General features: G+C 52.5%; 28 protein-coding genes and 1 tRNA gene. 16 read left to right on the top strand and 13 right to left on the bottom strand.

Features of this window, described 5'->3' with window-relative positions; genetic code table 11:
• Positions 1 to 5 precede the first annotated feature (5 nt).
• The 3 genes from FKCLFG_RS06125 to aat are packed head-to-tail and all read right to left on the bottom strand — an operon-like array spanning position 6 to position 2625.
• Positions 6 to 1043, bottom strand: coding sequence for a quinone-dependent dihydroorotate dehydrogenase (locus tag FKCLFG_RS06125; RefSeq protein WP_472615334.1), 1038 nt, complete (start codon positions 1041 to 1043; stop codon positions 6 to 8).
• A 38-nt stretch (positions 1044 to 1081) separates the two neighbouring features.
• The gene (locus FKCLFG_RS06130) at positions 1082 to 1819 is read right to left on the bottom strand and encodes an arginyltransferase (protein WP_472615335.1); all 738 of its coding nucleotides are present in this window, start codon (positions 1817 to 1819) and stop codon (positions 1082 to 1084) included.
• On the bottom strand, positions 1816 to 2625 hold the full coding sequence (aat, locus tag FKCLFG_RS06135; RefSeq protein ID WP_472615336.1) for a leucyl/phenylalanyl-tRNA--protein transferase: 810 nt from the start codon (positions 2623 to 2625) through the stop codon (positions 1816 to 1818). The genes FKCLFG_RS06130 and aat overlap by 4 nt, the downstream gene beginning before the upstream one ends.
• A 179-nt stretch (positions 2626 to 2804) precedes the next feature.
• Here aat and FKCLFG_RS06140 point away from each other — a divergent pair, with 179 nt between their 5' ends.
• Positions 2805 to 4007 carry an ammonium transporter gene (locus FKCLFG_RS06140; RefSeq protein ID WP_472615337.1) on the top strand — a complete coding sequence of 401 codons (1203 nt, stop codon included), beginning with the start codon at positions 2805 to 2807 and terminating at the stop codon, positions 4005 to 4007.
• 258 nt (positions 4008 to 4265) lie between these two features.
• Here the strand turns inward: FKCLFG_RS06140 and FKCLFG_RS06145 are convergent, their stop codons facing one another.
• Both FKCLFG_RS06145 and fdxA read right to left on the bottom strand, forming a co-directional pair.
• Positions 4266 to 5369, bottom strand: a complete 1104-nt coding sequence (locus FKCLFG_RS06145) for an NAD(P)/FAD-dependent oxidoreductase (protein ID WP_472615338.1) — start codon at positions 5367 to 5369, stop codon at positions 4266 to 4268.
• Between the two features lie 123 nt (positions 5370 to 5492).
• Positions 5493 to 5816 carry a ferredoxin FdxA gene (gene fdxA / locus FKCLFG_RS06150; RefSeq protein WP_472615339.1) on the bottom strand — a complete coding sequence of 108 codons (324 nt, stop codon included), beginning with the start codon at positions 5814 to 5816 and terminating at the stop codon, positions 5493 to 5495.
• Between the two features lie 311 nt (positions 5817 to 6127).
• On the opposite strand from fdxA, the gene FKCLFG_RS06155 reads away from it, so the two are divergent.
• The 5 genes from FKCLFG_RS06155 to FKCLFG_RS06175 all read left to right on the top strand — a co-directional run bounded on the left by FKCLFG_RS06155 (position 6128) and on the right by FKCLFG_RS06175 (position 10128).
• Entirely contained in the window at positions 6128 to 6790 is a 663-nt protein-coding gene (locus FKCLFG_RS06155) for a LutC/YkgG family protein (protein ID WP_472615340.1), read from the top strand.
• Between the two features lie 178 nt (positions 6791 to 6968).
• Positions 6969 to 8357: a sodium:proton antiporter gene (locus FKCLFG_RS06160; protein ID WP_472615804.1), complete on the top strand. Its 1389-nt coding sequence runs from the start codon at positions 6969 to 6971 to the stop codon at positions 8355 to 8357.
• Between the two features lie 7 nt (positions 8358 to 8364).
• Positions 8365 to 9342: a 2-hydroxyacid dehydrogenase gene (locus tag FKCLFG_RS06165; protein ID WP_472615341.1), complete on the top strand. Its 978-nt coding sequence runs from the start codon at positions 8365 to 8367 to the stop codon at positions 9340 to 9342.
• A 4-nt stretch (positions 9343 to 9346) separates the two neighbouring features.
• Complete coding sequence (locus FKCLFG_RS06170; protein ID WP_472615342.1) at positions 9347 to 9625, top strand: polyhydroxyalkanoic acid system family protein; 279 nt, start codon at positions 9347 to 9349, stop codon at positions 9623 to 9625.
• A 248-nt stretch (positions 9626 to 9873) separates the two neighbouring features.
• Positions 9874 to 10128: an acyl-CoA-binding protein gene (locus tag FKCLFG_RS06175; protein WP_472615343.1), complete on the top strand. Its 255-nt coding sequence runs from the start codon at positions 9874 to 9876 to the stop codon at positions 10126 to 10128.
• A 151-nt stretch (positions 10129 to 10279) separates the two neighbouring features.
• Here the strand turns inward: FKCLFG_RS06175 and FKCLFG_RS06180 are convergent, their stop codons facing one another.
• Positions 10280 to 10441, bottom strand: a complete 162-nt coding sequence (locus FKCLFG_RS06180; protein WP_472615344.1) for a hypothetical protein — start codon at positions 10439 to 10441, stop codon at positions 10280 to 10282.
• 19 nt (positions 10442 to 10460) lie between these two features.
• Entirely contained in the window at positions 10461 to 10817 is a 357-nt protein-coding gene (locus tag FKCLFG_RS06185; protein WP_472615345.1) for an FKBP-type peptidyl-prolyl cis-trans isomerase, read from the bottom strand.
• A gap of 564 nt (positions 10818 to 11381) precedes the next feature.
• Between FKCLFG_RS06185 and FKCLFG_RS06190 the strand changes: the two genes are divergently transcribed.
• Positions 11382 to 11458, top strand: a tRNA-Arg gene (locus FKCLFG_RS06190).
• Positions 11459 to 12047: 589 nt separating this feature from the next.
• On the opposite strand, the gene cobA is transcribed toward FKCLFG_RS06190, so the two are convergent.
• On the bottom strand, positions 12048 to 12881 hold the full coding sequence (cobA, locus tag FKCLFG_RS06195) for a uroporphyrinogen-III C-methyltransferase (protein ID WP_472615346.1): 834 nt from the start codon (positions 12879 to 12881) through the stop codon (positions 12048 to 12050).
• Positions 12882 to 13151: 270 nt separating this feature from the next.
• Here cobA and FKCLFG_RS06200 point away from each other — a divergent pair, with 270 nt between their 5' ends.
• From FKCLFG_RS06200 to FKCLFG_RS06240, 9 genes are all read left to right on the top strand, one after another.
• On the top strand, positions 13152 to 14882 hold the full coding sequence (locus FKCLFG_RS06200; RefSeq protein WP_472615347.1) for a cytochrome D1 domain-containing protein: 1731 nt from the start codon (positions 13152 to 13154) through the stop codon (positions 14880 to 14882).
• Between the two features lie 11 nt (positions 14883 to 14893).
• Entirely contained in the window at positions 14894 to 15229 is a 336-nt protein-coding gene (locus tag FKCLFG_RS06205; protein ID WP_472615348.1) for a c-type cytochrome, read from the top strand.
• 95 nt (positions 15230 to 15324) lie between these two features.
• Positions 15325 to 15729, top strand: a complete 405-nt coding sequence (locus tag FKCLFG_RS06210; RefSeq protein WP_472615349.1) for a c-type cytochrome — start codon at positions 15325 to 15327, stop codon at positions 15727 to 15729.
• Positions 15725 to 16903, top strand: coding sequence for a cytochrome D1 domain-containing protein (locus FKCLFG_RS06215; protein WP_472615805.1), 1179 nt, complete (start codon positions 15725 to 15727; stop codon positions 16901 to 16903). Before FKCLFG_RS06210 ends, FKCLFG_RS06215 begins: the two co-directional genes overlap by 5 nt.
• Before the next feature lie 16 nt (positions 16904 to 16919).
• Positions 16920 to 17999 (top strand): siroheme decarboxylase subunit beta, encoded by a 1080-nt coding sequence (gene ahbB, locus FKCLFG_RS06220; RefSeq protein ID WP_472615350.1) that lies wholly within the window; start codon positions 16920 to 16922, stop codon positions 17997 to 17999.
• On the top strand, positions 17986 to 18429 hold the full coding sequence (locus FKCLFG_RS06225) for an Lrp/AsnC family transcriptional regulator (RefSeq protein ID WP_472615351.1): 444 nt from the start codon (positions 17986 to 17988) through the stop codon (positions 18427 to 18429). The genes ahbB (FKCLFG_RS06220) and FKCLFG_RS06225 overlap by 14 nt, the downstream gene beginning before the upstream one ends.
• A gap of 3 nt (positions 18430 to 18432) precedes the next feature.
• Positions 18433 to 18969: a siroheme decarboxylase subunit beta gene (gene ahbB / locus FKCLFG_RS06230; protein ID WP_472615352.1), complete on the top strand. Its 537-nt coding sequence runs from the start codon at positions 18433 to 18435 to the stop codon at positions 18967 to 18969.
• A 22-nt stretch (positions 18970 to 18991) separates the two neighbouring features.
• A complete protein-coding gene (gene nirJ, locus FKCLFG_RS06235) occupies positions 18992 to 20197 on the top strand; it encodes a heme d1 biosynthesis radical SAM protein NirJ (protein WP_472615353.1) in 1206 nt (401 codons plus the stop codon).
• On the top strand, positions 20194 to 21822 hold the full coding sequence (locus FKCLFG_RS06240) for a cytochrome D1 domain-containing protein (protein WP_472615354.1): 1629 nt from the start codon (positions 20194 to 20196) through the stop codon (positions 21820 to 21822). The genes nirJ and FKCLFG_RS06240 overlap by 4 nt, the downstream gene beginning before the upstream one ends.
• Before the next feature lie 149 nt (positions 21823 to 21971).
• On the opposite strand, the gene csgH is transcribed toward FKCLFG_RS06240, so the two are convergent.
• The 5 genes from csgH to FKCLFG_RS06265 all read right to left on the bottom strand — a co-directional run bounded on the left by csgH (position 21972) and on the right by FKCLFG_RS06265 (position 25358).
• Complete coding sequence (gene csgH / locus FKCLFG_RS06245; RefSeq protein WP_472615355.1) at positions 21972 to 22280, bottom strand: curli-like amyloid fiber formation chaperone CsgH; 309 nt, start codon at positions 22278 to 22280, stop codon at positions 21972 to 21974.
• 218 nt (positions 22281 to 22498) lie between these two features.
• Positions 22499 to 23194, bottom strand: coding sequence for a hypothetical protein (locus FKCLFG_RS06250; protein ID WP_472615356.1), 696 nt, complete (start codon positions 23192 to 23194; stop codon positions 22499 to 22501).
• A 52-nt stretch (positions 23195 to 23246) separates the two neighbouring features.
• Positions 23247 to 23840, bottom strand: a complete 594-nt coding sequence (locus FKCLFG_RS06255; protein WP_472615357.1) for a hypothetical protein — start codon at positions 23838 to 23840, stop codon at positions 23247 to 23249.
• A 157-nt stretch (positions 23841 to 23997) separates the two neighbouring features.
• Positions 23998 to 24912: a CsgG/HfaB family protein gene (locus FKCLFG_RS06260; RefSeq protein WP_472615358.1), complete on the bottom strand. Its 915-nt coding sequence runs from the start codon at positions 24910 to 24912 to the stop codon at positions 23998 to 24000.
• Positions 24909 to 25358, bottom strand: a complete 450-nt coding sequence (locus FKCLFG_RS06265) for a curli assembly protein CsgF (RefSeq protein ID WP_472615359.1) — start codon at positions 25356 to 25358, stop codon at positions 24909 to 24911. The genes FKCLFG_RS06260 and FKCLFG_RS06265 overlap by 4 nt, the downstream gene beginning before the upstream one ends.
• Positions 25359 to 25360: the final 2 nt, after the last annotated feature.

Consider the following 25360-nt stretch of genomic DNA (forward strand, 5'->3'; position numbering starts at 1 on the left):
TCAGTTTATTTACGTAGCGCGGCCACGCACTCGCGCACCAGCGCCGGGCCGCGATAAATCAGGCCGCTGTATATCTGTACCAGCGCGGCACCTGCGTTTATTTTTGCCTGGGCATCCTGGCCAGAAAAGATGCCGCCGACGCCGATGATCGGTAGCGCGTTGCCCAATTCAGCCTTCAGCGCCCGGATCACATTGTTGGACAGCGCAAATACCGGCGCGCCAGACAGGCCGCCGGCTTCCTCACCATGTCGGATGCCTTTGACTGCGTCGCGCGCGATGGTGGTGTTGGTGGCGATGACGCCGTCAATTTGGTGTCGCAGCAATGCTTGCGCGATGGTTTTGATTTGTTCGCTATCGATGTCCGGCGCGATTTTCAGTGCGATCGGGACGTAGTGCCGATGCTGGTCGGCCAGGCGCTGTTGCTCCTGTTTCAGTTGCGATAGTAACGCGTCGAGTTCGCTGGCGCCTTGCAACTGGCGCAGGTTTTTGGTGTTGGGCGAAGAAATGTTGACGGTGACATAACTGGCGTAGGGATAGACTTTTCGCAAACAATGCAGATAATCCTCGGCGGCGCGTTCGATTGGCGTGTCGGCATTTTTGCCGATGTTCAGCCCCAGCACGCCCTCCTTGTTTTGATAGAACTTCGATGCCTGCACATTCGCGACGAACGCATCCACGCCGCCGTTATTGAAGCCCATGCGGTTGATGATGGCGTGCGCTGCCGGCAGACGAAACATGCGCGGCTTCGGGTTGCCGGGCTGGGCTCGCGGCGTGACGGTGCCAATCTCGATCGAGCCGAAGCCCAGCGCCGCCAGGCCGTCGATAGCGCTGCCGTCTTTGTCTAATCCGGCGGCCAAGCCCACCGGGTTGGCGAAAGTGATTCCCATCACGCTCTTCGGGGCGGACTGCGGCTTGGCGAGCAGTCCAGTGATGCCGAGAGCGGCGGCGCGTTTCAGCCAGGACAGTGTCAGGTTGTGTGCGGTTTCGGGATCAAGCGAGAACAACAGCGGGCGGGCGATGGCGTACAGAATTTTGTCAGGCATGGCAGGAAGCAGGAAAAATGGGTTGGTTGGCGCGTATTTTAGCGCGGCCGTTGTTCCAGCAGTTCCCATTTTCCCTGCTGCAGCGCTTCCAACGGTTGAAAATTGATCTTGTAAGCCATTTTTCGGCTTTCCCGAATCCAGTAGCCTAAATAGATATAGGTAAGCCCCAGTTGCTTGGCTTGCTCGATTTGCCACAGCACGTTGTAGGTGCCATAAGAGGCGTCTCGCCGGTCCGGTTCATAGAAGGTATAGACCGAGGATAAGCCGTCGTCGAGCACGTCGATGATGCTGACCATACATAGCGTGCCGTCTGCCTCGCGAAATTCCACCAGTCGGGTGTTGACCTTACTTTGCAGCAGGAATTGCGCATACTGGTCGCGACTGTCCTGGTCCATGCCGCCACCAGCGTGTCGTGCCGTTTGGTAACGCAGATACAGGTCATAATGCTCAGGCGCATACGCCAGATCGGTGATCCAGACGCTCAGGTGCCGATGCTTGGCCCAAGCCCGCCGCTGGCTGCGTTTGGGGGTAAATTCAAGAGCCCTGATCCGCACCGGAACGCAAGCCCGACAGCCGTCGCAATTGGGCCGATAGGTAAAAACCCCGCTGCGCCGAAAGCCGTTTTTAACCAATTGCGAATATACATCCGCGTTGATCAGGTGCGAAGGCGTAGCGACTTGCGAACGGGCTTGACGATGTTCCAGGTAACTGCATGGATAAGGCGCCGTTGCATAGAATTGCAAGGTAGAAAACGGCAGCTCTTTAAGGTGCGTCATGCATTTTCCAGCGTCGGTAACGAGGGAGTCAGGCTGCTCTTTGCAGCATCAGTGGAAGGAGGGATATTGGCGATATTGTCGGTATCAAACAATCGGATCGGCGTCCATCTTGCAATCTGCGGCTGTATGGTTAATTCCATGAGCCGGGCGATGAATGCTGCTCTGGGTATCGGTGCTGCGCCTAGTGACGCCAGATGCGCTGTTTCTTGCTGGCAGTCGATCATCGACACGCCATTTTTTCTCAGGAAATGCAGCAGGTAGGCGAGCGCGATCTTGGAGCCATCTGTTACGCGCGCGAACATCGATTCGCCGTAAAACATGCGTCCGATGCACACCCCATAAGCACCGCCGACCAGTTGACCGTCCAGCCATAACTCGGATGAGTGCGCATAGCCCTGGCGGTGCAACGCGCCATAGCCGCGAATAATTTCCTCCGAAATCCAGGTGCCAGGCCCATCCTTGCGCGGTGCAGCGCAGGCTCGCATGACTGCTTCAAAGGCGTGGTCGAAGCGAATCTCCCAGCGCCTGCCGGCTTGTATCTCACGGTCGATTTTTTTGAGCGTTTTTTGCAGGCTGCGGGAAATCTTGAAACTTTCAGTTTCTAACACCATGCGCGGATCGGTACTCCACCACAGGATCGGTTGCCCCTGCGAAAACCATGGAAATATCCCGCGCCGGTAAGCGTCCAGCAGACGTTGCGGCGACAAATCCGCGCCTGCCGCGAGCAGACCGGCAGCACCGTCTTCTGCGGTAAGTGCAGTAGATATGTCCGGAAAAGGGGAGTCTGGCTCAAGCCAAGGAATCATTATGGTGATTTTATCTGCACATTATCAGTGCATTATGTTAGTTAAAACGCCTCTTATAATTATGCGCCAACTTTAGTCTAGTTAAATCAATGGGTTATTCAATTTATAAAAATGGAATGTTTTTTGCTTTATAGATACACAAATATTTTTTTTATGCACTTTTATGGGGAGTCTTTTATATGAATGCGCATGAATATGGCGCCAACGCATTATTTGTCTTGCTTGGCGCCATCATGATTTTGGCGATGCATGCTGGTTTTGCCTTTCTGGAGCTGGGAACCGTTCGCAAGAAAAATCAGGTTAACGCGCTAGTTAAAATATTAGCTGATTTCGCGATTTCAACCATTGCTTATTTTTTCGTCGGTTACAGCGTCGCCTATGGCGTCAATTTTTTCAGCAGTGCAGAAGTGCTCTCGGCCAGGAATGGCTTTGATCTGGTTAAGTTTTTCTTTCTGTTGACCTTTGCTGCTGCAATTCCAGCGATCATATCGGGCGGTATTGCCGAACGTGCCAAATTCCATCCGCAGCTGGTTGCCACCGCTTTGCTGGTGGGTTTTGTCTATCCGTTCTTCGAGGGCATTGTCTGGAATCATCGTTTCGGCATCCAGGCGTGGCTGAAGCTGATGTTTTCTTACGAATTCCATGATTTCGCTGGTTCGGTCGTAGTGCACGCGGTTGGCGGCTGGGTGGCGTTGCCGGCGGTTTTGTTGCTCGGCGCGCGTCGGGGGCGCTATGGAAAGGATGGTGCAATCTCTGCGCATCCGCCCTCCAGCATTCCGTTTCTGGCGCTGGGAGCCTGGATTTTGACTATCGGCTGGTTCGGTTTCAACGTGATGAGCGCGCAAACCCTGGACCAGATGAACGGACTGGTGGCGATCAATTCACTGATGGCGATGGTTGGCGGTACTCTGGTAACTTTGCTGCTGGGCAAAAACGATCCGGGTTTTGCGTATAACGGCCCGCTGGCCGGCCTGGTTGCCGTTTGCGCCGGTTCGGACCTGATGCATCCTTTGGGGGCGCTGGTGACTGGCGGCATCGCTGGCTGGATTTTCGTCTGGATGTTTACGCTGACCCAAAACAAATGGAAAATCGACGATGTGCTGGGTGTCTGGCCGCTGCATGGTTTGTGTGGCGCATGGGGCGGTCTGGCAGCGGGTATTTTTGGATTGCAATCACTGGGCGGGCGCGGCGGCGTCTCAATACTGTCGCAACTACTCGGCACCCTGATGGGAATTAGCATCGCCTTTGTCAGCGGGCTGCTGATTTACTGGGTATTGCGGAAAGTCGTCGGCATCCGGCTCGATCCGGAGCAGGAATTCGATGGCGCCGACCTTGCCATCCACAAGATCAGTGCGACACCGGGGCGCGAATCCAGCTGGTAGACTGGCGTACAACAGGTATTGAACAGCACCACAAAAATCGCTATCTGCTCCATTTTTATAAAAATTATAGGGAGTATGGCAAATTTATATGCCATTGCAGCAATATTTTATTGCGTAACTTAAAAATACCTATTGTAGTATATGCATTGCATTTGCCGCCGGCTGTTGCATGACAGTCGTTCCCAAGCAAAATGGCCCTGAAGCGCAGACAATCTTTGCGCTACAGGGCCATTCAAATTCAGCTTGAATAAACGGTAATTAGTCGAAAATCGGGCTTTCGACGCCGAGGATTTTGTGCAGCTTCGGCGATGTGGTGGTGTATTGCATGTGGATTTTCTTCTCTGGGAAGATGTATGGTGCAGCGCCGAACGCAGCAAGTGCGGCTTCGTGGAAGCCAGACAGGATCAATTTTTTCTTGCCTGGATAAGTATTGATGTCGCCGACCGCAAAAATGCCCGGTACGTTGGTTTCGAATTTTTCAGTATCGACCACTTTGAGTTGCTTGCGCTCGATATCCAGACCCCATTCGGCAATCGGCCCGAGTTTCGGCGACAGGCCGAAAAACACCAATAAATCATCCAGCGGCAGGCGGCGGGTCACACCATCGGCACAGGTGACCTTGATTTCCGACAGCTTGTCGTCTTTGGTTTCCATGCCGGTAATTTGCCCAACCAAAAACTGCATTTCGTAGTCTTCGCATAGTTGCTTCATCTTTGCAACCGAGGCTGGCGCGGCGCGGAAGTCTTCGCGGCGATGAATCAGGACCACCGATTCTGCCTTGCCGATCAGATTCAGCGCCCAGTCCAGCGCGGAGTCGCCGCCGCCGCAGATCACGATATTCTTGCCTTGGAAGCTGGCTGGATTCTTGACGCGATAGAACAACTGCGTGCCTTCGAACTGTTCGATGCCGTCCACTTTCAGGGTGCGTGGCTGAAACGAACCAACGCCGGCCGCAATAAAGATGGTTTTGGTGATGAAGAGGGTGCCGGCTGAAGTTTCCAGATTGAAGCGGCCGTCTTCCCGTCTTTCGACACCGGTGACTTCCTGATTCAAGTGGAAAGTCGGTTCGAACGGTGCAATTTGCTTGAGCAAATTGTCAGTCAGTTCCTGGCCGGTACACATGGGAACAGCCGGAATGTCGTAGATCGGTTTGTCAGGATAGAGTTCGACGCATTGACCGCCAACTACAGGCAGTGAATCGATCACATGCGCCTTGATTTCCAGCAGTCCCAGTTCGAACACCTGGAATAATCCGACCGGGCCGGCGCCGACGATGACGGCATCGGTTTCGATCGGAGTATTGCCGGAGATTGTTTGATTCGGTACGGAGGTCGTGGCAATAGTGCCGGCGCTGGTTTTCATACTTCTAGTTCCTGTTTCATTTCAGTTGTCCAAAAACGCCACGCTGTGGCCCGAGCCAATCAGGCGTCAAGCCTGGCGTAAATACTGGCGCATCTGCGTACATGCGCCATAGAATGAACGCATTTAGCGTTTGAGGAGCGGTAACTTATCCTTAACGTCTTTCCACTCTTCGGCGATATCCAGTGGGCTTTTGGTCTTCGTGATGGAGGGCCATTTGCGTGCCAGCTCGACATTGATTTTAATGAATTGCTGCTGATCTGCCGGAACATCTTCTTCTGCAAAAATCGCATTGACCGGGCATTCGGCAACGCACACTGCGCAGTCGATGCACTCATCTGGATCAATGGTGAGAAAATTCGGGCCTTCACGGAAGCAATCTACCGGGCAAACATCCACACAGTCCGTGTAACGGCACTGGATGCAGGATTCGGTGACAACGTGGGTCATAGCAGTCCTATCTGTAATTTTGCTGAATCAGCCGCACGTCTGGGCGTCCTATCGGGCTCCCAGCGGGACGCTACTATATGTATGCAATAACGGCCAAGCTGCGGTAAGCCCTGTATTTTAAGTTAATCAGGCAGTTATAACAAACTTCTCTTTTAGACTAAATACCTATAAGCAAATTCCGGAGCCTGTTAGCGTGGGGAATACGTGAATTATTTGCTTTTGCGGTTTGAAATAAAATCACGTTGGTATCAGCGATATTGGAAGAATGATTCGGCTACACTGCCAGTTCTTATATTGGGGATGAAGGCATTATGGATACTTCGGCAGCGCGTCAGGCCATTTTTGGCCGCATCCGCAAAGCACAGCAACGATCAAACCAAGCCAGCCAAGGCGAACTCGATGCGGTGCAGGATTATCTGCGTCATCATCCGAGCGGACCGCAGCCGCATATCGGGGATGACCTGATCTCGCATTTTAAAGAGCAAGCACTGCGCATGTCGGATACCGTGGCCGTAGTTGCCAGCATGGCCGGAGTGCCGGCGGCGGTCGCCGTTTATCTGGGCGATTTAGGTATTGCCAAGCAGGCGATTGCCTGGAGGTCGCTAGATGCGCTGGCATGGGCGCAGGCCGGAATCCAATTGGCGTTCCGTCCCCCCGTCAACGAAGATCTGGTTGGCATCACAGGCGCTTTCTGTGCAGTCGCCGAAACCGGTTCGCTATTGCTGTTGTCCGGCCCCGATACCTACGCCTCCGCCAGTTTGCTGCCGGAAACGCATATCGCGGTTCTGCCGGCCTCGCGCATCGTGGCTTATATGGAAGATGCTTTTGCTCTGGTGCGCGCTGAACGCGGTGAGTTGCCGCGTGCAACCAATTTCATTTCCGGGCCATCGCGCACCGGCGACATCGAGCAGACTATTGTCCTTGGAGCGCACGGTCCGTACCGCGTACATGTGATCGTGGTGATGGACGCCTGATTGCCGGATTCACAATTGCCAAATAACCGTATTATCGTGATCTTTTTTACTGCCCGTTCTCCATCGAACCAGAAATTGTCGGTGGGAAACGGGTTTTTCTCATTTGACGCGATAATAACGGGAGCTATAAATCATAAGGAGACTGCAATTGCGTATCAAAAATAACATCAGTGTTCTGATGTGCCTGCTTACGGTACTGCCGGGCTTGGCACATGCATCCGCCATCGATGGCAGTCAATTATCGCTCTGGTGGGGCATCCCATTCGCCGGCATGTTGTTGTCGATTGCGTTTGTGCCATTGCTGGCGCCCCAGTTCTGGCACCACCATTTCGGCAAGATTGTGATCGGCTGGTCGCTGGCTTTCTTGCTGCCGTGCATCGTATTTCTCAGCCCCGCGACGGCGACGGCCGGGCTGATGCATGCACTGACCGATGAATATATTCCGTTCATCATTTTGCTGACTGCGCTGTTCGTGGTGGCTGGCGGTATTTGTGTGCGTGGCAATCTGCATGGCACGCCGATGCTCAATACCGGATTGCTGCTGATGGGGACGCTGCTAGCCAGCATTATGGGGACTACTGGCGCCTCGATGTTGATGATTCGCCCGTTGATTCGCGCCAACGATAACCGCAAGCATGTGATTCATGTCATCGTATTTTTCATTTTCCTGGTCTCCAATATAGGCGGTTCGCTCACGCCCTTGGGTGACCCGCCGTTATTTTTGGGATTCCTGAAAGGGATTGATTTTTTCTGGACCCTGAAGAATATTTTTCCGGAAACCCTGTTCGTTTGTGGCGTACTGCTGGTATTTTTTTATTTTTTGGACCGTCACTATTACCGCATCGGCCAAGAAAAATTGCCGCAATTGCAAGACCCGGCTACGGATTCAGCCATCCGTTTGGAGGGTAAAGTCAATTTTGTACTGTTGGCAGCCATCATCGCTGCAGTTCTGATGAGCGGATTTTGGAAATCGGGCGTGAGTTTCCCAGTGTTTGGCGCGCATATCGAATTGCAAAATGCACTGCGCGATGTGTTATTGGTGGCGATTACCCTGATTTCGCTAGGCATCACGCCAAAGACAGCGCGCATCGGCAATGATTTCAGCTGGGGGCCAATGCAGGAAGTAGCCAAGTTATTTGCCGGTATTTTCATCACCATCATTCCGGTAATCGCGATGCTCAAGGCCGGCGAGGCCGGCGTCTTTTCAGCCGTGGTGCGTGCTGTTACCGATACCAATGGGCAGCCGATCAATGCGATGTACTTTTGGGCTGCCGGTTTCCTGTCAGCCTTTTTGGATAATGCACCGACCTATCTGGTGTTCTTCAATATTGCCGGCGGCGATGTCCATCAATTGATGACGACAATGGGATCGACCCTGGCCGCGATTTCCTGTGGCGCGGTGTTCATGGGCGCGGGCAGTTATATCGGCAATGCGCCGAATATGATGGTCAAGGCGATCGCCGAAGATCGCGGCATCAAGATGCCATCGTTCTTTGGATATATGGCGTGGTCGACGGCGATACTGGTGCCGCTGTTCGCCCTGACTACCCTGATTTTTTTCCGTTGAGGCCATGATGAACCCCAAAATTCTTGTTACCCGTGCGGTGTTTCCTGACGTGATCGATTTGCTGGCGCAGCATTTCGAGGTTGAATCGAATCAGACCGACCAGATTTATACCGAAAGCGAGCTGATCGGCAAGCTGCGCGGCAAGGAGGGCGTATTCACCACGTCGAGCGAACGCATTTCAGCCGAGGTCATCGCCGCCAATCGGCAGCTCAAGGCGATTTGCAATATGGCGGTTGGCTTCAATAACATCGATCTTGATGCCGCCACCCGCGCCGGCATCATGGTCACCAACACGCCGGAAGTGCTGAATCAAACTACCGCCGATTTCGCCTGGGCCCTGATGATGGCGACCGCGCGCCGCGTGACCGAGTCAGAACACTGGCTGCGCGCCGGGCAATGGAAAAAATGGCGCTTTGACACCTTGCTGGGAGCCGATGTGCATGGCTCCACGCTGGGTATTCTCGGCATGGGGCGGATCGGCCAAGCCATTGCCCGGCGCTCGCTCGGATTTGACATGCGGGTGCTGTATCACAATCGTTCCCGTTTGCCGGTTGAAAAAGAAGCGCACGCGAATAACGCCACTTTTGTCAGCAAGCAGGAATTGTTGGGCAGCGCCGATCACCTGATTCTGGTGCTGCCGTATTCGCCGCAAACGCATCACGCCATCGGTGCGGCAGAGCTGGCGCTGATGAAACCCGGCGCTACGCTGATTAATATCGCGCGTGGCGGCATCGTCGATGATGTGGCGCTGATCGCAGCCTTGCGGGAGCGGCGCATTGCCGCCGCCGGGCTGGATGTGTTCGAGAATGAACCCCGTTTCCATCCGGATTTTCTGAGCTTGCAAAATGTCGTGCTGACACCGCATATCGCCAGCGCGTCGGAACCGACCCGGCGTGCAATGGCATACTGCGCGGCAGAAAACCTGATTGCCGCCTTAAACGGCGCGCAACCGCAAAATATCTTGAACCCCGAAGTCAAAGGATAAGGCCATGGCCGACATCAGCATTACGCAGCAACACACGCTACCGCACGACCAGGCCAGGACCGCGGCGCAAAAAGTCGCCGACCAGATGGCCAAGGAATATGACATGAGCATCGTCTGGGAAGGCGATATTTTGACATTCAAGCGCAGCGGTATCGCGGGCACGCTTGCAGTCCAGCCGAGCCAGGCCGTGCTTGATGTCACGCTCGGCGTCATGCTGAAAGGATTTGCGGCCCAGATTGAAGAAAAGCTGGTCCGGAATATGGCCCAGGTATTTGTCGCTTAATCTGCAATTTTTATGGGGTATATGAAATTATGCATAATTTTACGCAATACAATATGGCGATATAAAAAATACATTATGTAGTATTATTTTTCGATGTAAGTTTGGAAAGGTGCTGGAATATCCCCTCTAGTTGTTTGCTTTGTATGCGCTTTCATCCGTGCTATTTTTGCTGCGATTGTTTTGATGCCCGCATCTGTCGCCTGTCGTCAGATGCATCACTTTCCACAAATTCCACAAATGGAGCACCCATGACCCTGCAATCCCAATTTGAGCAAGCCGTATCCGACTCCAAGAACCTGCCTGAACGCCCCGACAACATGACCCTGCTGAAGCTGTACGCATTGTACAAACAAGGCAGTGCAGGGGATGTGCAGGACGAACGTCCGGGCATGACCGATTTTGTTGCGCGCGCCAAATGGGATGCCTGGGCGGCGCTGAAAGGACTGTCGCAGGATCAGGGCATGCAGCAATACCTCGATCTGATTACGGACTTGAAAGGATAAGCGCCAGCTAACTTAACTGCGCTTGTGCCAAAAGCGCAGGCAATAAAAAACCCGCACTGAATTTCAGTGCGGGTTTTTTATTGCCTGCCAGCCACGTGGCTATTATTCGGCCACTGTTTCCACTGCGCTGGAGCCAATGTTGGCGACACCCTTAACGGCAGAACCGGCAACGTTGAGCGCAGCGGAGCACCGTCACGCCCACGCTAACTACAGTGCTGGCGACCGAGACTGCGGCGCCGGCGACCGTCACCACGACGCAACCGCTGCACAGCAGTGCGGCGCAGAGCAGGCCAGCCAGCGCAAACGATCTCATTGGGCTATTCAGACAGGCTTCAGACGCCTAGCAGTTCGACTTCAAAAATCAGCGTCGCGTGGGGAGGAATCGCGCCACCGGCGCCACGGGCACCATAGCCCAATGCGGCCGGAATGATCAATTTGCGTACGCCGCCGATTTTCATGCCTTGCACACCCTCATCCCAGCCCTTGATAACATGGCCGGCACCGAGCGGGAACTGGAACGGTTCGTTGCGATCCTTGCTGGAGTCGAATTTGCTGCCGGCACTGCCGTCGGCATTTTGCAGCCAACCGGTGTAATGAACGCTGACATTGACGCCAGCCTTGGCTTCTGCGCCAGTGCCAACGGTGATTTCTTCGTATTGCAGTCCTGATGCGGTCATGATTGCTGACATGATTTTCCTTTTAAAATTGGCTCACAAAGTGGCCAGATTGTAGACCAAATCAGGCCGTTCGTAACATTCAGGCCATGATCCATATTGATAAGGTTCATTGGAGGTGTTCTCACCGTGGTAAAATGCGACGCTTTTGAAAAAAGGTGAAAACAGTGACGCATTTGGTTTTACCTTTTAACCTAAAAAAACAATAGCGGATGATTTCCTTTTTGTTAGCATTCTTTGAATCAAGTTTGGCGAAACACAGCATTCATGCGGGTTTAAGGCCAAATCCGGCTCAGGCACCATATATCGTTTAAGTTGCTTGAGATTATGCGGGGTCTGTGAATTCAATTGCCATGCCAACTTATTCGTTGGTGTAAGCGTGCTTAATAAGTAATAAGTGCCTGGTTTATTTTTCGGTCAAGTTACTTTCTACTAAAATGCAGGGCGTCTTTCGATTGCACTCGTTGTAAATCTGTGGCAGTAGCTCAGTTGGATAGAGCAAGGCCTTCTAAGCCGTAGGTCGTGGGCGCTTATTGCAGGTGTTTGTAGTTGCATATCATACTGAACAGGTATATCTACCTGCCCTTAGCTCAACTGGATAGAGCAATGCCCTTCTAAGGCATAGGTTACTGGTTCGATTCCAGTAGGGCAGACCAAAATTAAGCATTAGAATCAATGATTTAACAAAAATTCATGTTTGGATTTTTTGTTCCTGCCCCTCTCGCCCTCTCCATGTGCCCGCTGTGTAACCTAGTTTAGGGAATGCTGCCATTTTTTGGCTGGCGCACCATTCGTCATTCGTAATGGCAGAGAGCGGGGCTCAATATGCATAAGTCCCGCTACTGTTACAAATCACAGTATTTGATATATTTATTGCGCATTATCAATTCGCTAAAATCGCTATTATCCATACTCTTTTGTCACATACATAAAGGAGAACATGATGCAAAAAGCGGCTAACTTGGATAAGTTGATTGGAAACGGGTTATTTGTTACCGCTCTTTTACTCGCAGTTTGTATGACCGTTATCTCTCTCTAATTGCGTCTTAAGGCTGCCCGCATCGTGCGGGAAAAGCGAGGCTGTAGCCAGCAATTTTCATTTTACGGATTCAGTTACAAGTGCAGCCGAGTAGCTGGTTGCCCTTCGTGACTGAATCCGTCTGATTTTTACCGAATTTTCCTCTGAACTGTCATAAATTTCTCAAACCAGCAATGCATGATTGCTTGTAGATCCTTTATGTCGGGCTAAACGATTTCTCGCGCAGGTATCATTTGCGAAATTTTATCTCCCACAAACCACTGCAGGCGTTTGTGCAACGCGACAACTTGGCCAACGATGATAAGGCAAGGGGATTTCAGGCCCAGTGTACGTACCAGATCTGGCAGCGTTTCCAGTGTGCCGGTAAATACCTTTTGATTACTGGTAGTGCCTTTTTCAATAATCGCAGCAGGCATGCTGGCTGGCATTCCATGAGCAATCAACTGCTGCGCTATTTCAGCTAATGCACCTAAGCCCATATAGATCACCACTGTTTGATTTTTCCGTGTAAGTGATTGCCAGTCCAGGTCAAGTGAGCCGTCTTTCAGGTGGCCAGTGGCAAACAGACAGGATTGCGCATAATCCCGGTGCGTAAGTGGGATGCCGGAATAACATGAAACACCATTTGCAGCTGTAATTCCGGGGACGACCTCAAACGGGATAGCGTGCTCCACCAGCACTTCCAATTCCTCGCCGCCGCGCCCAAATATAAATGGATCACCGCCTTTCAATCGTACGACTTTTTTTCCTTCCTTCGCCAGTGTGACTAGAAGCTGGTTGATTTTCTCTTGTGGCATGGTATGCCGACTTTTTTCCTTACCTACGTAAATCCTTTGAGCACCATGACGGGCGAAATTGACGACGTCTTCACTGACCAGATGGTCGTATACAACCACATCTGCCTGCTCCAGCAGTTTCACAGCGCGTAGCGTTAATAAGTCGGGATCACCCGGGCCAGCACCCACCAGATACACGACGCCTGTCTGCGATTGACGCTGAGGTGTATCAGGTCGTTTTTTAGATATTGATAAGTTATTCAACGATTTTCCTCACTCATTATTATTGGTTGTCTCGCCAAGACGCTGCAACGTGGTTTGTTGCTGTCAATTTAACGCTACATTGCCTAAATAAAATTGATATCCATTAAGGAGGTATGGGTTTTTTTGTAGCACTCTACGCACGACAGAAGTGAAAAGTCTAATTTCGCTGGTAATGACTGATCAATGCAACAAATCCGTTTGTAGAGCCTGAATTTTTTGTGTGAGCTTGCAGTAATCAGATCAATTTTATCAACAGGAAGGGAAATAAAAATGACCACAGCGTTAAGAAAACCTTTAATCCGCCCTATCGTAGCTTTGCTTGCGGCATTGCCGCTGGCGCTGGGTGTTGCCTACGCCGAGGATGCAAAACCGCACGCCAATGCCGAGCTGAAATATCAGGCTGGTGGGTCGCCGCTGGCTAATGAAGAGATGCATCAAAACATCAATCCTAAAGCGCCGCCGATGACCAAGGCCGAGTTTGACGCTGGTAAACAGATTTATTTCCAGCGCTGTGCCGGTTGCCACGGAGTGTTGCGCAAAGGCGCCACAGGTAAAGCCCTGACTCCAGACATCACGCTCGGAAAAGGAACGGACTACCTGAAGGTATTCATTAACTATGGTTCTCCGGCGGGCATGCCGAACTGGGGTACTTCTGGCGATCTGACCGATAAAGAAGTCGATCTGATGGCGCGCTATATCCAGCAAGAGCCACCAGTGCCACCTGAATTCAGCTTGAAAGACATGGAAGCAACCTGGAAAGAAATTATTCCAGTTGCCAAGCGTCCTACCAAGAAAATGAATAACTTCAATATCGCGAACATTTTCTCCACCACGCTGCGCGATGCAGGTGAAGTGGCACTGATAGACGGCGATACCAAGAAAATCATCAATATTGTCAAAACCGGTTATGCAGTGCATATTTCCCGCACTTCGGCATCCGGTCGCTATCTGTATGTGATTGGCCGCGATGCGCGTGTCAACCTGATTGATCTGTGGATGGAGAAGCCAGACAGCGTAGCAGAAATGAAAGTAGGCCTTGAAGCACGTTCAATCGAAACTTCCAAGTTCAAGGGTTATGAAGATAAATACGCGATTGCCGGCGATTACTGGCCACCGCAATTCGTGATCATGGAAGGCGATACCCTGAAACCGCTGAAGGTCGTATCGACACGCGGCATGACAGTTGATAACGAATATCATCCTGAACCACGGGTTGCTTCTATCGTCGGATCACACTATCGTCCGGAATTCGTGGTCAATGCCAAAGAAACCGGCAAGATCATGCTGGTCGATTATAAGGATATTAAAAATCTGAAAATCACCACGCTGGATGCCGCCAAATTTCTGCATGATGGTGGTCTCGATTCAACCGGCCGTTACTTCATGGTTGCTGCCAATGCATCGAACAAAATTGCTGTGGTCGATACCAAGGAAGGCAAGATGACCGCAATTGTCGATGTAGGCAAAACCCCTCATCCAGGGCGCGGTGCCAATTTTATCCATCCGAAATTCGGTCCTGTATGGGCGACTAGCCATCTGGGCGATGAAACGATTTCAATGATTGGGACTGATCCTATCAAGCATAAGGCACAGGCTTGGAAAGTGGTCGCAACCGTAAAAGGGCAGGGCGGCGGTTCCCTGTTCATCAAAACACATCCGAAATCGAAAAATCTGTGGATTGATACACCGTTGAATCCGGATGCCAAGATGAGTCAATCGATTGCCGTATATGACATCAATGCATTTGATAAGGGCTTTGTCGTGTTGCCAATCGCCGAATGGGCAAATCTCGGTGAAGGTGCAAAACGCATCGTGCAGCCGGAATACAACAAGGCTGGCGATGAAGTCTGGTTCTCGGTATGGAGCGCCAAAGATAAGGAATCGGCAATCGTTGTCGTCGATGACAAGACCCGCAAACTGAAAACCGTTATCAAAGATCCGAAACTGATTACCCCAACCGGTAAATTCAACATCAACAATACGCAACACGACATTTACTAAGAAAGCATGTGATGAAAAATCGTCTCATTCCGATTCTGGCTGCTGGCGCAGGAGTTGTTGCGCTTTTGATTGGCAGTAATTCAGCATTTGCAGCAAGTGGCGCTGACTTGGCGCAAAAAAATGGCTGCATGGCTTGCCATAGTATTGATAAGAAAGTGCTTGGCCCAGCGTTTAAGGATGTTGCAAAGAAGTACCAAGGCAATGCGGATGCGGTAGCAATGCTTTCCAAGAAGATCAAGGACGGCAGTAGCGGTGTATGGGGGCCAATCCCGATGCCGCCGAATGGTCCTAAGGTGAGCGATGCAGACATTAAGATATTGGCTGAGTGGGTTTTAGCCAGCAAGTAAGTAATTGCTTGATTAATTAAGTATCTGAGCCGACACACAGGCTTTCGGGTCTGTGTGTTTCTCTTGCTCCAATATAATGTGTCTGAATACAAAAAATGTTGAAGGATCTGGAAGTGTCTGTAAAACCGTGTGTTATCAAACAATGCACCAAGTCTGTCATTGCCGGTATTGCAAGTCTTGGTCTGATCTTCTCTACGGCTGTTTTCGCCACCGATTATGGTGCAAACGCCAGCACCGCAATTAGTGCTGCGCGGCAGGTCGAACTTACCTCTCTGGTGCGGCAGGATTGTGGCTCTTGCCATGGCTTGACGCTCAAAGGCGGCCTGGGTCCTGCATTGCTGCCTGAAGCCTTAAAAGATAAATCTGTTGATTACCTCAAGTCCATCATCCTGCATGGCCGCCCAGATACAGCAATGCCGCCTTGGCAGCGTTTCCTGAGTGAAGCAGAGGCAGAATGGATCGTGTTGAATTTGCAGAAGGGTTTCCCAAGTGAACATTAAAAAATTCCAAACAGTGCTGCTTGCTACGACGTTGTTCGTGCTGGCCGGTTGTGCCGGCCCGGTCCTGCGCGGCACTGGCGACTTGGGTGTCGTCATTGAGCGCGCCAGTGGCAGTGTCCAAATTGTTGATACCAGCAAGCGTGTAGCCCTGGCTACAGTGAAAGGATTGGGTGATCTCTCCCATGCTTCGCTCGTTTATTCACGGGATGGTCGCTACGCTTATGTGTTTGGACGCGATGGTGGTTTGAGCAAGGTTGATTTGTTGCGTGGCGTCATCGGGCGCCGCGTGATGCAGGCCGGTAACAGTATTGGCGGCGCGATTTCACAAGATGGCACATTGGTAGCGGTGCAGAATTATGTGCCGGGCGGCGTGAAAGTGTTTTCAGCGGATACCCTGGAGCTGATTGCAGACGTTCCATCGACTTATGGAACTGCTGGCTTGCGCTCTAAGGTGGTCGGCTTGGCAGATGCGCCAGGCAACCGTTTTGTATGGAGTCTTTTTGATGCTGGTGAAATCTGGGTCGGAGATTTTTCCAATCCAGGCAAGCCGCGCATAAACAAATTCAAGGATATAGGACTCCAGCCTTATGACGGTTTGATTACGCCGAATGGACGGTACTATTTGGCCGGCCTGTTTGGGGAAGATGGCATGGCATTGCTGGATTTGTGGCATCCGGAGCAGGGTGTGCGCCGCATTCTCGATGGCTATGGTCGCGGGCAGGAAAAACTGCCGGTGTATAAAATGCCGCATCTGCGCGGCTGGGCTGTTGCTGGACGCTATGCGTATCTACCTGCTGTAGGCCATCACGAAGTGTTGGTGGTGGATATGGAAACATGGCTAGAAGTTGGCCGCATCAAGGTTTCCAGTCAGCCGGTCTTTGTTATTGCGCGACCTGATGGCCGGCAGGTTTGGGTTATTTATGCATTCCCCGACAACGGCAAGGTTGATGTGATCGACACCGAAACTCGCAGCATTATCAAACAATTGGCACCCGGAAAAACCGTATTACATATGGAGTTCACTCCACGCGGCGAATCCGTCTGGATTTCGGCGCGTGACGACAACCGTGTGGTGGTGTACGACACTGAGAATTTTGCCCAACGCAACGTGTTGTCGGCTGAATCGCCAAGCGGGATTTTCTTCACCTATCGTGCGGCACGCATCGGGTTCTAAGGCGGATAAAGAACATATGCGCGCGACAAATCTGAAGCAAGAGGGAATTCTGGAAGCATTGGAATTCAAATTGTTGAATGATTTTCAACGGAATTTTCCGCTGGTGGCGCAGCCCTTTGCTGCACTGGCAAAACGTCTGGACGTTGATGAGGCGACTGTCATAGAAGTTTTGCAATCCATGCGCAAGCGTGGTCTGGTCAGTCGGGTCGGTGCTGTATTCAGGCCGAACGTGGTCGGAGTCAGTGTTCTGGCTGCGTTGGCTGTTTCTGCCGAGCGTTTGGAAGCGGTTGCTCTCCAGGTTAATGCCTTTGCCGAAGTCAACCACAACTATGAGCGCGAACATCGTTTCAATCTTTGGTTCGTGGCAACCGCTTTTTCGGCTGAACATCTGCGAGCGCTGTTGCACAAAATTGAAACCGTATGCGCATCCGGACCGGTGTTGACGCTGCCGTTGCTGGAACAGTTTCACATCGATCTGGGATTCGATCTGAGGTCCGCTTGTAGGTCAGATTCAGCATTAACTAAATCGCAAATTTTTCAGCAGAACAAGCAAGCGCCGGCAGAGGTCGCTGCGATTACATTGAGTCAGCACGAGCAGGCTTTCATGGCTGCTTTGCAGCGTGGATTGCCGCTGGTTGCGCGGCCATTTGCACAATTAGGATGTGCCGAGTCGGATGCGATCGCCACCCTTGTGCGCTGGTGCAGGGATGGCGTAATCAAGCGTTTCGGTGTTGTAGTGCGTCACCATGAACTGGGGTTTACTGCCAATGCTATGGTGGTGTGGGATGTGCCTGATGCGCTGGTTGCAACCGTTGGTAAGCGCATTGCCGATTCCGGACGGGTCAGTTTGTGTTATCGCCGGCCCCGATGTTTGCCGCATTGGCCTTACAACCTATTCTGCATGATCCATGGCAAAGACCGTAGCGAAGTTGAGCAGAGCATCGCTGACTTGACGCAGATGTGCGGGTTGGACGAGTACCCGCACTCCATCCTGTTTAGTCGCCGCCGTTTCAAGCAATGCGGTGCCCAGTATGTGACGAACGTGACGGATGTAACCCCCCTAACTTTGCCGGAGCTTGCTTATGGACCCGATTGATCGTGCCATCATCAATGGCCTGCAAGAGGGGCTGGCGGTGTGTGAACGTCCTTATCTTGAGGCGGCGCAGCGCCTCGGCCTGACTGAGGAAGATCTGATTGCGCGGCTGGCCCGTATGCTGGCCGAAGGCGTGCTGACGCGGATTGGACCGCTGTACCAGATTGAACGCATCGGCGGCGCTTTTACCCTGGCCGCGCTGCATGCCCCGTCAGCGGACTATGAACGGGTGGCGCAACAGGTCAATGCCTTGCCGCAAGTCGCGCACAACTATGCGCGCGAGCATGATCTGAACATGTGGTTCGTCATCGCCACTGAAACACCGGCAGAAATTGCCAGCGTGATTGATACGATAGAGCAGCAAACCGGCTGCAGCGTATTCAACTTCCCCAAATCTCGCGAGTATTTCGTCGAGTTGAAATTGAAGGCATAACGCATGCCCTACACACCCATCACTGCACCACAAGCGATCGACGCCATCGACCGCGCCATCATCGTGGCGACCCAGGGCGGGCTGCCGTTGGTAGCGCGCCCTTACCACGCCATCGCTGCAAGCCTGCAACTAGAGCCGCAGGAAGTGATGGCACGGATGCTACGCATGCAGCAGGCTGGCGTGATCCGCCGCTTGGGTGTGGTGCCGAATCATTATGCAATTGGTTATCGGGCCAACGGCATGTCGGTGTGGGATGTGCCTGATGCGCTGGTGGATCAGTTAGGGGCATCGGTGGGCGGCTTTGAATTCGTCAGTCACTGTTACTGCCGTCCGCGCCGCCTGCCAGAATGGCCCTACAACTTGTTCGCGATGGTGCATGGCAAGAGTCGCGATGAGGTCGAACTTAAAGTGGCGCAAATCGCTGCATTGCTAGGCGAGCATGTGCGCAGTCACACCATCTTGTATAGCACCCGCATTTTGAAAAAAACCGGCTTGCGGCTGAACCAACAAACCAAGGCAACGCAAAAAATTGCCGGCTGAAAGACAAGAAAAAGGAAAAATCATGTTTCGAATTACCCAATACATGCGAGAAATCGCCCATCCGACGCCACTACAACCCAAACGCAATCCACCCGGCCCAGTAGTGATCTGGAATCTGATTCGGCGTTGTAACCTCACCTGCAAGCATTGCTATTCAATCTCGGCGGACAAGGATTTTGCCGGCGAATTGAGCACCGCAGAAGTGCATGGCGTGATGGACGATTTGCGCGGCTTCGGCGTGCCGGTGCTGATCCTGTCGGGCGGCGAGCCATTGCTGCGCGAGGATATTTATGACGTTGCAAAACGCGCCAAAGAGTTGGGATTTTATGTCGGACTATCGACCAACGGCACTCTGATAGATGAATCGAATATCGAGCGTATCGCCGCTATCGGCTTTGATTATGTCGGCATCAGCTTGGATGGCCTGCGCGAAACGCACGATATATTTCGCCGCAAGCAAGGTGCATTCGACGCTTCGCTGCATGGCGTCAAATTGTGCAGCGACGCCGGCATCAAGATCGGGGTACGCTTCACACTGACTCAGGACAATGCGAAGGATCTGCCGGCGTTGCTCAAACTGGTGGACGACGAAGGCATCGACAAATTTTATCTGTCGCACCTGAATTATGCCGGGCGTGGCAACAAGAATCGTGGCCACGATGCATTCCTGGAAACCACGCGCAATGCGATGGATTTGATGTTTGATACCTGCTGGGCAAATATCCAGAATGGCATCGATAAGGAATTCGTCACCGGCAATAACGATGCTGACGGCGTGTATTTGCTGCACTGGGTGCGCCGTCATTTTCCTGAAAAGGAAGCGGCTTTGCGCGCTAAATTGGCGCAATGGGGCGGCAATTCATCGGGCGTCAACGTTGCCAATATCGACAATCTGGGCAATGTCCACCCCGACACATTCTGGTGGCACCATAACCTGGGCAATGTGCGCGATCGACCATTCTCTGAAATCTGGAGCGACACCTCCGACCCGCTGATGGCAGGCCTGAAAGCCGTGCCGCGTGTGATTAAAGGCCGTTGCGGCGAATGCAGTTATTTCGATGTTTGTGGCGGCAATACCCGGGTACGTGCGTTGCAATTGACCGACGACCCGTGGCAGGAAGACCCTGCATGCTACATGTCGGATGCGGAAATCGGGCTCGGCGGCGAGCGCGAGCGGGTCAAAATGGCACCGTATATTCCGGTGCGGCGTGCAAGGGCTGCGGAATGAGACCGACGTCAGCAAACAAACTACTATCCGGCTTGACGATGGTGCTGGCCGGCACCGCGTTTTCGGCCGGTGCGGCATCTAACCCTCCACCGGCTGCGCCCGCTGCACCAACTACGTCAGCCGCGCATACGGGAGTAATCGCTGATGTGAATGCTACCTACCAAGCCAACTGCGCCTCCTGTCACGGCGCAGATCGCCTGGGCGCTGTCGGCCCGGCTTTATTGCCGGGCAATCTGGATCGCTTGCGCCGCCCGGCCGCCATCAAGACCATCACTGAAGGCCGCATCGCGACCCAGATGCCGGCATTTGGCGCCACCTTGACTGCGCAAGAAATCACCGCGCTCGCCGACTTGATCTATGCGCCATTAGCAAAGACGCCGGTCTGGGGCATGGATGAAATTCGCGCCTCGCGGATTGAATATGTGAAAGACGGCAGTCTGCCCAATAAACCGGTATTCAAGGCCGATCCGCTGAATCTCTTCGTGGTGGTGGAAATCGGCGACCATCACGCGACGATTCTGGATGGCGACAAATTTGAACCGATTGTGCGTTTTCCAACGCGTTACGCGTTGCATGGCGGCCCGAAATTTTCACCCGATGGGCGCTATGTGTATTTTGCGTCGCGTGATGGCTGGATCGCCAAATACGATATCTGGAATCTGAAAATGGTGGCGGAAGTGCGTGCCGGCATCAATTCCCGCAATCTGGCGATATCCAGCGATGGGCGCTTTGCGATGGTTGCCAATTATTTCCCGAATACGCTGGTGGCATTCGATACCCGCGACTTGTCGCCGATCCGGGTAATTGATGTCAAGGATGACAACGGAAAATCGTCGCGCGTGTCCGCCGTGTACGACGCCGCGCCGCGCAAAAGCTTCATTGCCGCATTAAAAGACATTCCCGAGGTATGGGAAATGAGTTACGACGAAAAAGCACCGCCCGTTTATGGCGGCTTGGTACACGATTACAAGATGGCCGAAGGGATAGCCGCCAAAGGGCCGTTTCCACCGCGCCGCATTAAGCTCGATGACTTCCTGGACGATTTCTTTTTCGACCCTGCTTATGACCACGTGATCGGATCTTCTCGCGGCGGCCACGGTCAAGTGGTAAATCTGAATATCGGGCGCAAAATTGCCGATGTCGATTTACCCGGTTTGCCGCATCTGGGTTCCGGCATCACTTGGGATTATCAGGGCCGGCCCGTGATGGCGTCGCCCAATCTGAAAGATGGCGTAGTGTCGGTGATCGACATGAAAAGCTGGAAAACCATCAAGCAGATACCGACGCTGGGGCCGGGTTTCTTCATGCGCAGCCATGAGAAGACACCATATGCCTGGGTCGATGTATTCAATGACCCAAAACATCATGATGTGATCCAGATCATCGACAAGAAGACGCTGGAAGTCGTCAAGGAGTTAAAGCCCAGCCCGGGCAAAATTGCCGCGCATACCGAATTCACGCGCAACGGAAAATACGCAGTGGTGAGCATCTGGGAAAATGATGGCGAGCTGGTCATCTACGATGCGAAAACGCTCCAGATAGTCAAGCGCATCCCGATGAACAAGCCTTCCGGCAAATACAATGTGTACAACAAAATCACGCGTTCGGAAGGAACCAGCCATTGAGTCACAGGCGTTAAGAAACAGTCTGCGTAATTGAGAACTGTGGGCAAGGAAACAACCCGCCAGGGTTGAATCCTACTCACTGTTTTAAGCTTTGATCGGTACGCTTGGCCATGCGGCGCAAATGGATAAAATCGAGCGATGGTGGGCTTTTAGCGTGGACAGTCAAAGCGGTAATTGCCTACTTCTTGTTCACCCTCGCGCAAGGCCACCTCAATCCGGCATTCGCCTTCTTTGCCCGGTGCAATTACGACGCGCGATAGCGGCATAGCACTTGCCGCGCTCACTTTTATCATGCCGCCCTGGCTGATGCGTGACGAACCGCTCTGGCCGGCTTGAATTACGATCAACCGGTAATTCAATTGCCTGTCTTTGATACTTTTGACGTAAGGGATCACGACTGTTTGTGCCGCGCTGGGCTGGCTGTCGAGCCATACCTGTAAATCTGTATCGGCAATCATGCTGGTTTCCTTGTTTCATTTTCTGCAGTTGTATGTCTTTGCTTATCGACATCAATAAATCCGCCGCATTATTGCTAAAACTTGAAAATTATTTCACGTGCGAAAAGTCAGAAGTCTGGCTTGCCAGTGAGCGACTTGTTATTTGCTGTACTGCACTTTTTTCTGTTTAAAAATCGTGCCTGTCCCGGGCAGACAGGCACGTCAATCCTAGCGGTATATTAATGCTGCGTAATGGTTGCGTTATGGCCGTTGCCGGTTTGGGTGATATTTCCTATTGAAGCTACGCCTGCCGTTTGAGTTACCGATGCGATGTTCATCGCTACATGCCCACCTGATTGGTAAATCTCTGCAGAGTGACCATAACTATATTGTTCTATTTTTGCATCGTTTTCTCCAAACTGTGTAACGAGCGCCGTTTGGTAATGTCCACCTTGAGTGACATCAGCAGTATTTGCGCCAGTCTGGTTTACCGTTGTCTCATTGTGGGAACCGGTTTGATTAGTAATGGCGTAGTTGCCGGCCGCAGAGCCATAAGAGTCTTGATTGATAGTGGCTACATGGTTGCTGCCAGTTTGATATGCATTAGCTTGGTTATAGTCGGATTGCTGTTTTATTGTCACGGTAGAATCTTTACCGCTGGCTTGATCCACGTTGGCGAAATTGTAGTTGCCGTGTTGAAGAACGTCTGCACTCGTCGCGCCGCGAGTGCTGGACTGCAGGATATGACCTTCATTGTCGGTTCCACCGCCCTGTTTAATTTTGGCATATGTATTGCCAGCTACGTTATCTTGGTCAATGGTCGCAGTTTGCGATGATTTATGCTGCACGATTTCCGCTGTTGGGGTTGCAAATGCGGGTAAAGCGGCATAGGACAATGTAATTGCCAGAGAGATTGTGGAAAGTGTATGTTTCATGGTTATAGCTCCTTAGGATAGAGGCATTTAAGAACATATTGATCCAGTTGCCTTAGTACTGGGTCACTCTAGCTACGTTGTAATTCCCGTATTGGCGAACCACAGCATTAGATGCGGTTGAAGACTGTGTAACGTCGGCGCGGTTACCGTTGCCGAACTGTTCGATGAATGCCATGTTGCCAGCGCCGCTTTGCGTGACGTTGGCCGTATTGGCTGCGCCTTGCTGATGTAAATCGATTGCGTTGAAGCTGCCGGATTGCGTGATCCAAGCTAGATTGTCACTGCCACTCTGGATCGCTTGAAGGCGGTTGGCCTGGCCGGACTGGAAAGCCTGCAGCTGATTGTTCAAACCGCTCTGGCCAATCTGCGCGAATTGCGACCTTTCTCGTTGTTCAAGCGCCGCCTGATTGAATTGGCCATCCTGGAATACGGTCGCTCTATGGCCTGGGTTGCTAGCCAGCGAAAGCTCTGCTGCCGCCAGGTCGGCGGCGATCGCCGAGGTCGCAGGCAGCAGCGCGAAGGCTGCGGCGATTGCCAGCACACCAGCTCGAATCGATGTCAAGGCTGGCGAGCTTCCACTACTGTAAGTCGATACCGCATACAGGCCGTTATGCCGCCGCATCGATTTGTTTTCGCTTTCAATCATCAAGAGCTTTCGTTATTGGTAATGAAACAGCGTGATACACCGGGAAGGACGATGCCGGCGCGCTACACGCACCCGCTACTACAGATCAAACTTTCTGTTCGGTAGTAGATGGTCTTGGCAGCAGCGACATAAGAAAACGTGAGCAAACCAAAGCAATCTATGTGGGTACCTTCTGCACCGGGTTGTCTTTCAATGATGCCGGCAAGTCGGGTTCCACCTGGCCGTACGAGCTGGCTTCGCGCAGATACGTCTGGATCAATGGGTTGTACCAGTCTTGCCCGTCTTTCAATTCCCAAATCTGATCTTTCAGCCCCTGCACGACTAGGTGCACTACTGCCGACTCGATCGCTTCTTTGACGCACAATTGCGTGGGTTCGTTGCGCGTCATGCCGGCTTCGAATTGAACCAGATCCTTGAAGTTGACAAACTTGAATACGCTTGGACGCACTTCGTAAGAAAAGATCGTCTTGGTGGTCGACACGCTGTTCATTACCTGGCCGCTGCGGATATCGACGCTGCGCAGGTTGATGGTGACCTGGTCTACCCGGTACTGGGTAGAAAGCCCGATGCCCAGAAAGTTGGCTCCGACGCCGCCAGTGCGCACGTTGCTTTCATACGCGATGACGCCGCCCTCGACGATGATCGACGCAGGCACCAACTGTTGAATCTGAATCGGAGGATTGTTCTTGTCCTGTGGGAGCTCCAGCGCGCGCACGATCTTGCGTTCAGTGAGCAGGTTCTGCAGGTTTTCGCGTTCCACTGGCGTGAACCAGCCGGAATCCTTCAGCGCCTTGACCAGCATCGAAGCAGCGCCTTGGGTCACCGAGGTCGAAAAGGAACTGTCAGGCGAGGACTTGTATTGGCCGGTCTGGTCGCGGAAACCGTACACGGCGACAGCGACCTTGCCTTTGGGCTTGGGAAGCTGCAGCAGGTCGTGTGTGATCTTGGTAGCCGGCGTCAGCTGCGCATTTGCCGCAACGTCGGACGGTATCTGCCGTGTTGCGCAACCGGTGAGCAGCAAGGCTACAATCAGCGCCGGTCCGGCCAAGGCTAACGTTCGGGTGGCGCTCATTTTCCCACCTGAAATGAAGACGAGCCGCCGGTGACCTTGTCGGTGGTCGTGATCTGCAACAGGCCGCTGCCTAAATCGACGATTTTGATACTAAAATTGCCGGTCTCGACAGTGCCCGGAGTCAGCTGGCCGCTTGTCCCCAGAATGCCGGACGTCGCGGCAGAAGACAATTGACTCAGGATTGATCGCTCCAGCATATCGTTGAACTGCTGCAGCTGAGTTTTCTCTGAAAACGGAGAAGCGGTCTTGGCGTCCGGGTCCTTGTGCTTGTTCGTCACTTGCGCCGAATTTAGCAGGCCAGGTGCGTTTAACGGGTTGCCGCCGAAGTTCGGGTTGATCGGCACATAAACCATTTCGCTCGCAGCAACGTTCGTTGGTGACAGTCCAATCAGCAGGGCTGGAACAGCCAATGCGAGAAGGCGCACTATTTTGTTATTCAGCTTCATTT

Source organism: Gelidimonas denitrificans, assembly GCF_055694065.1.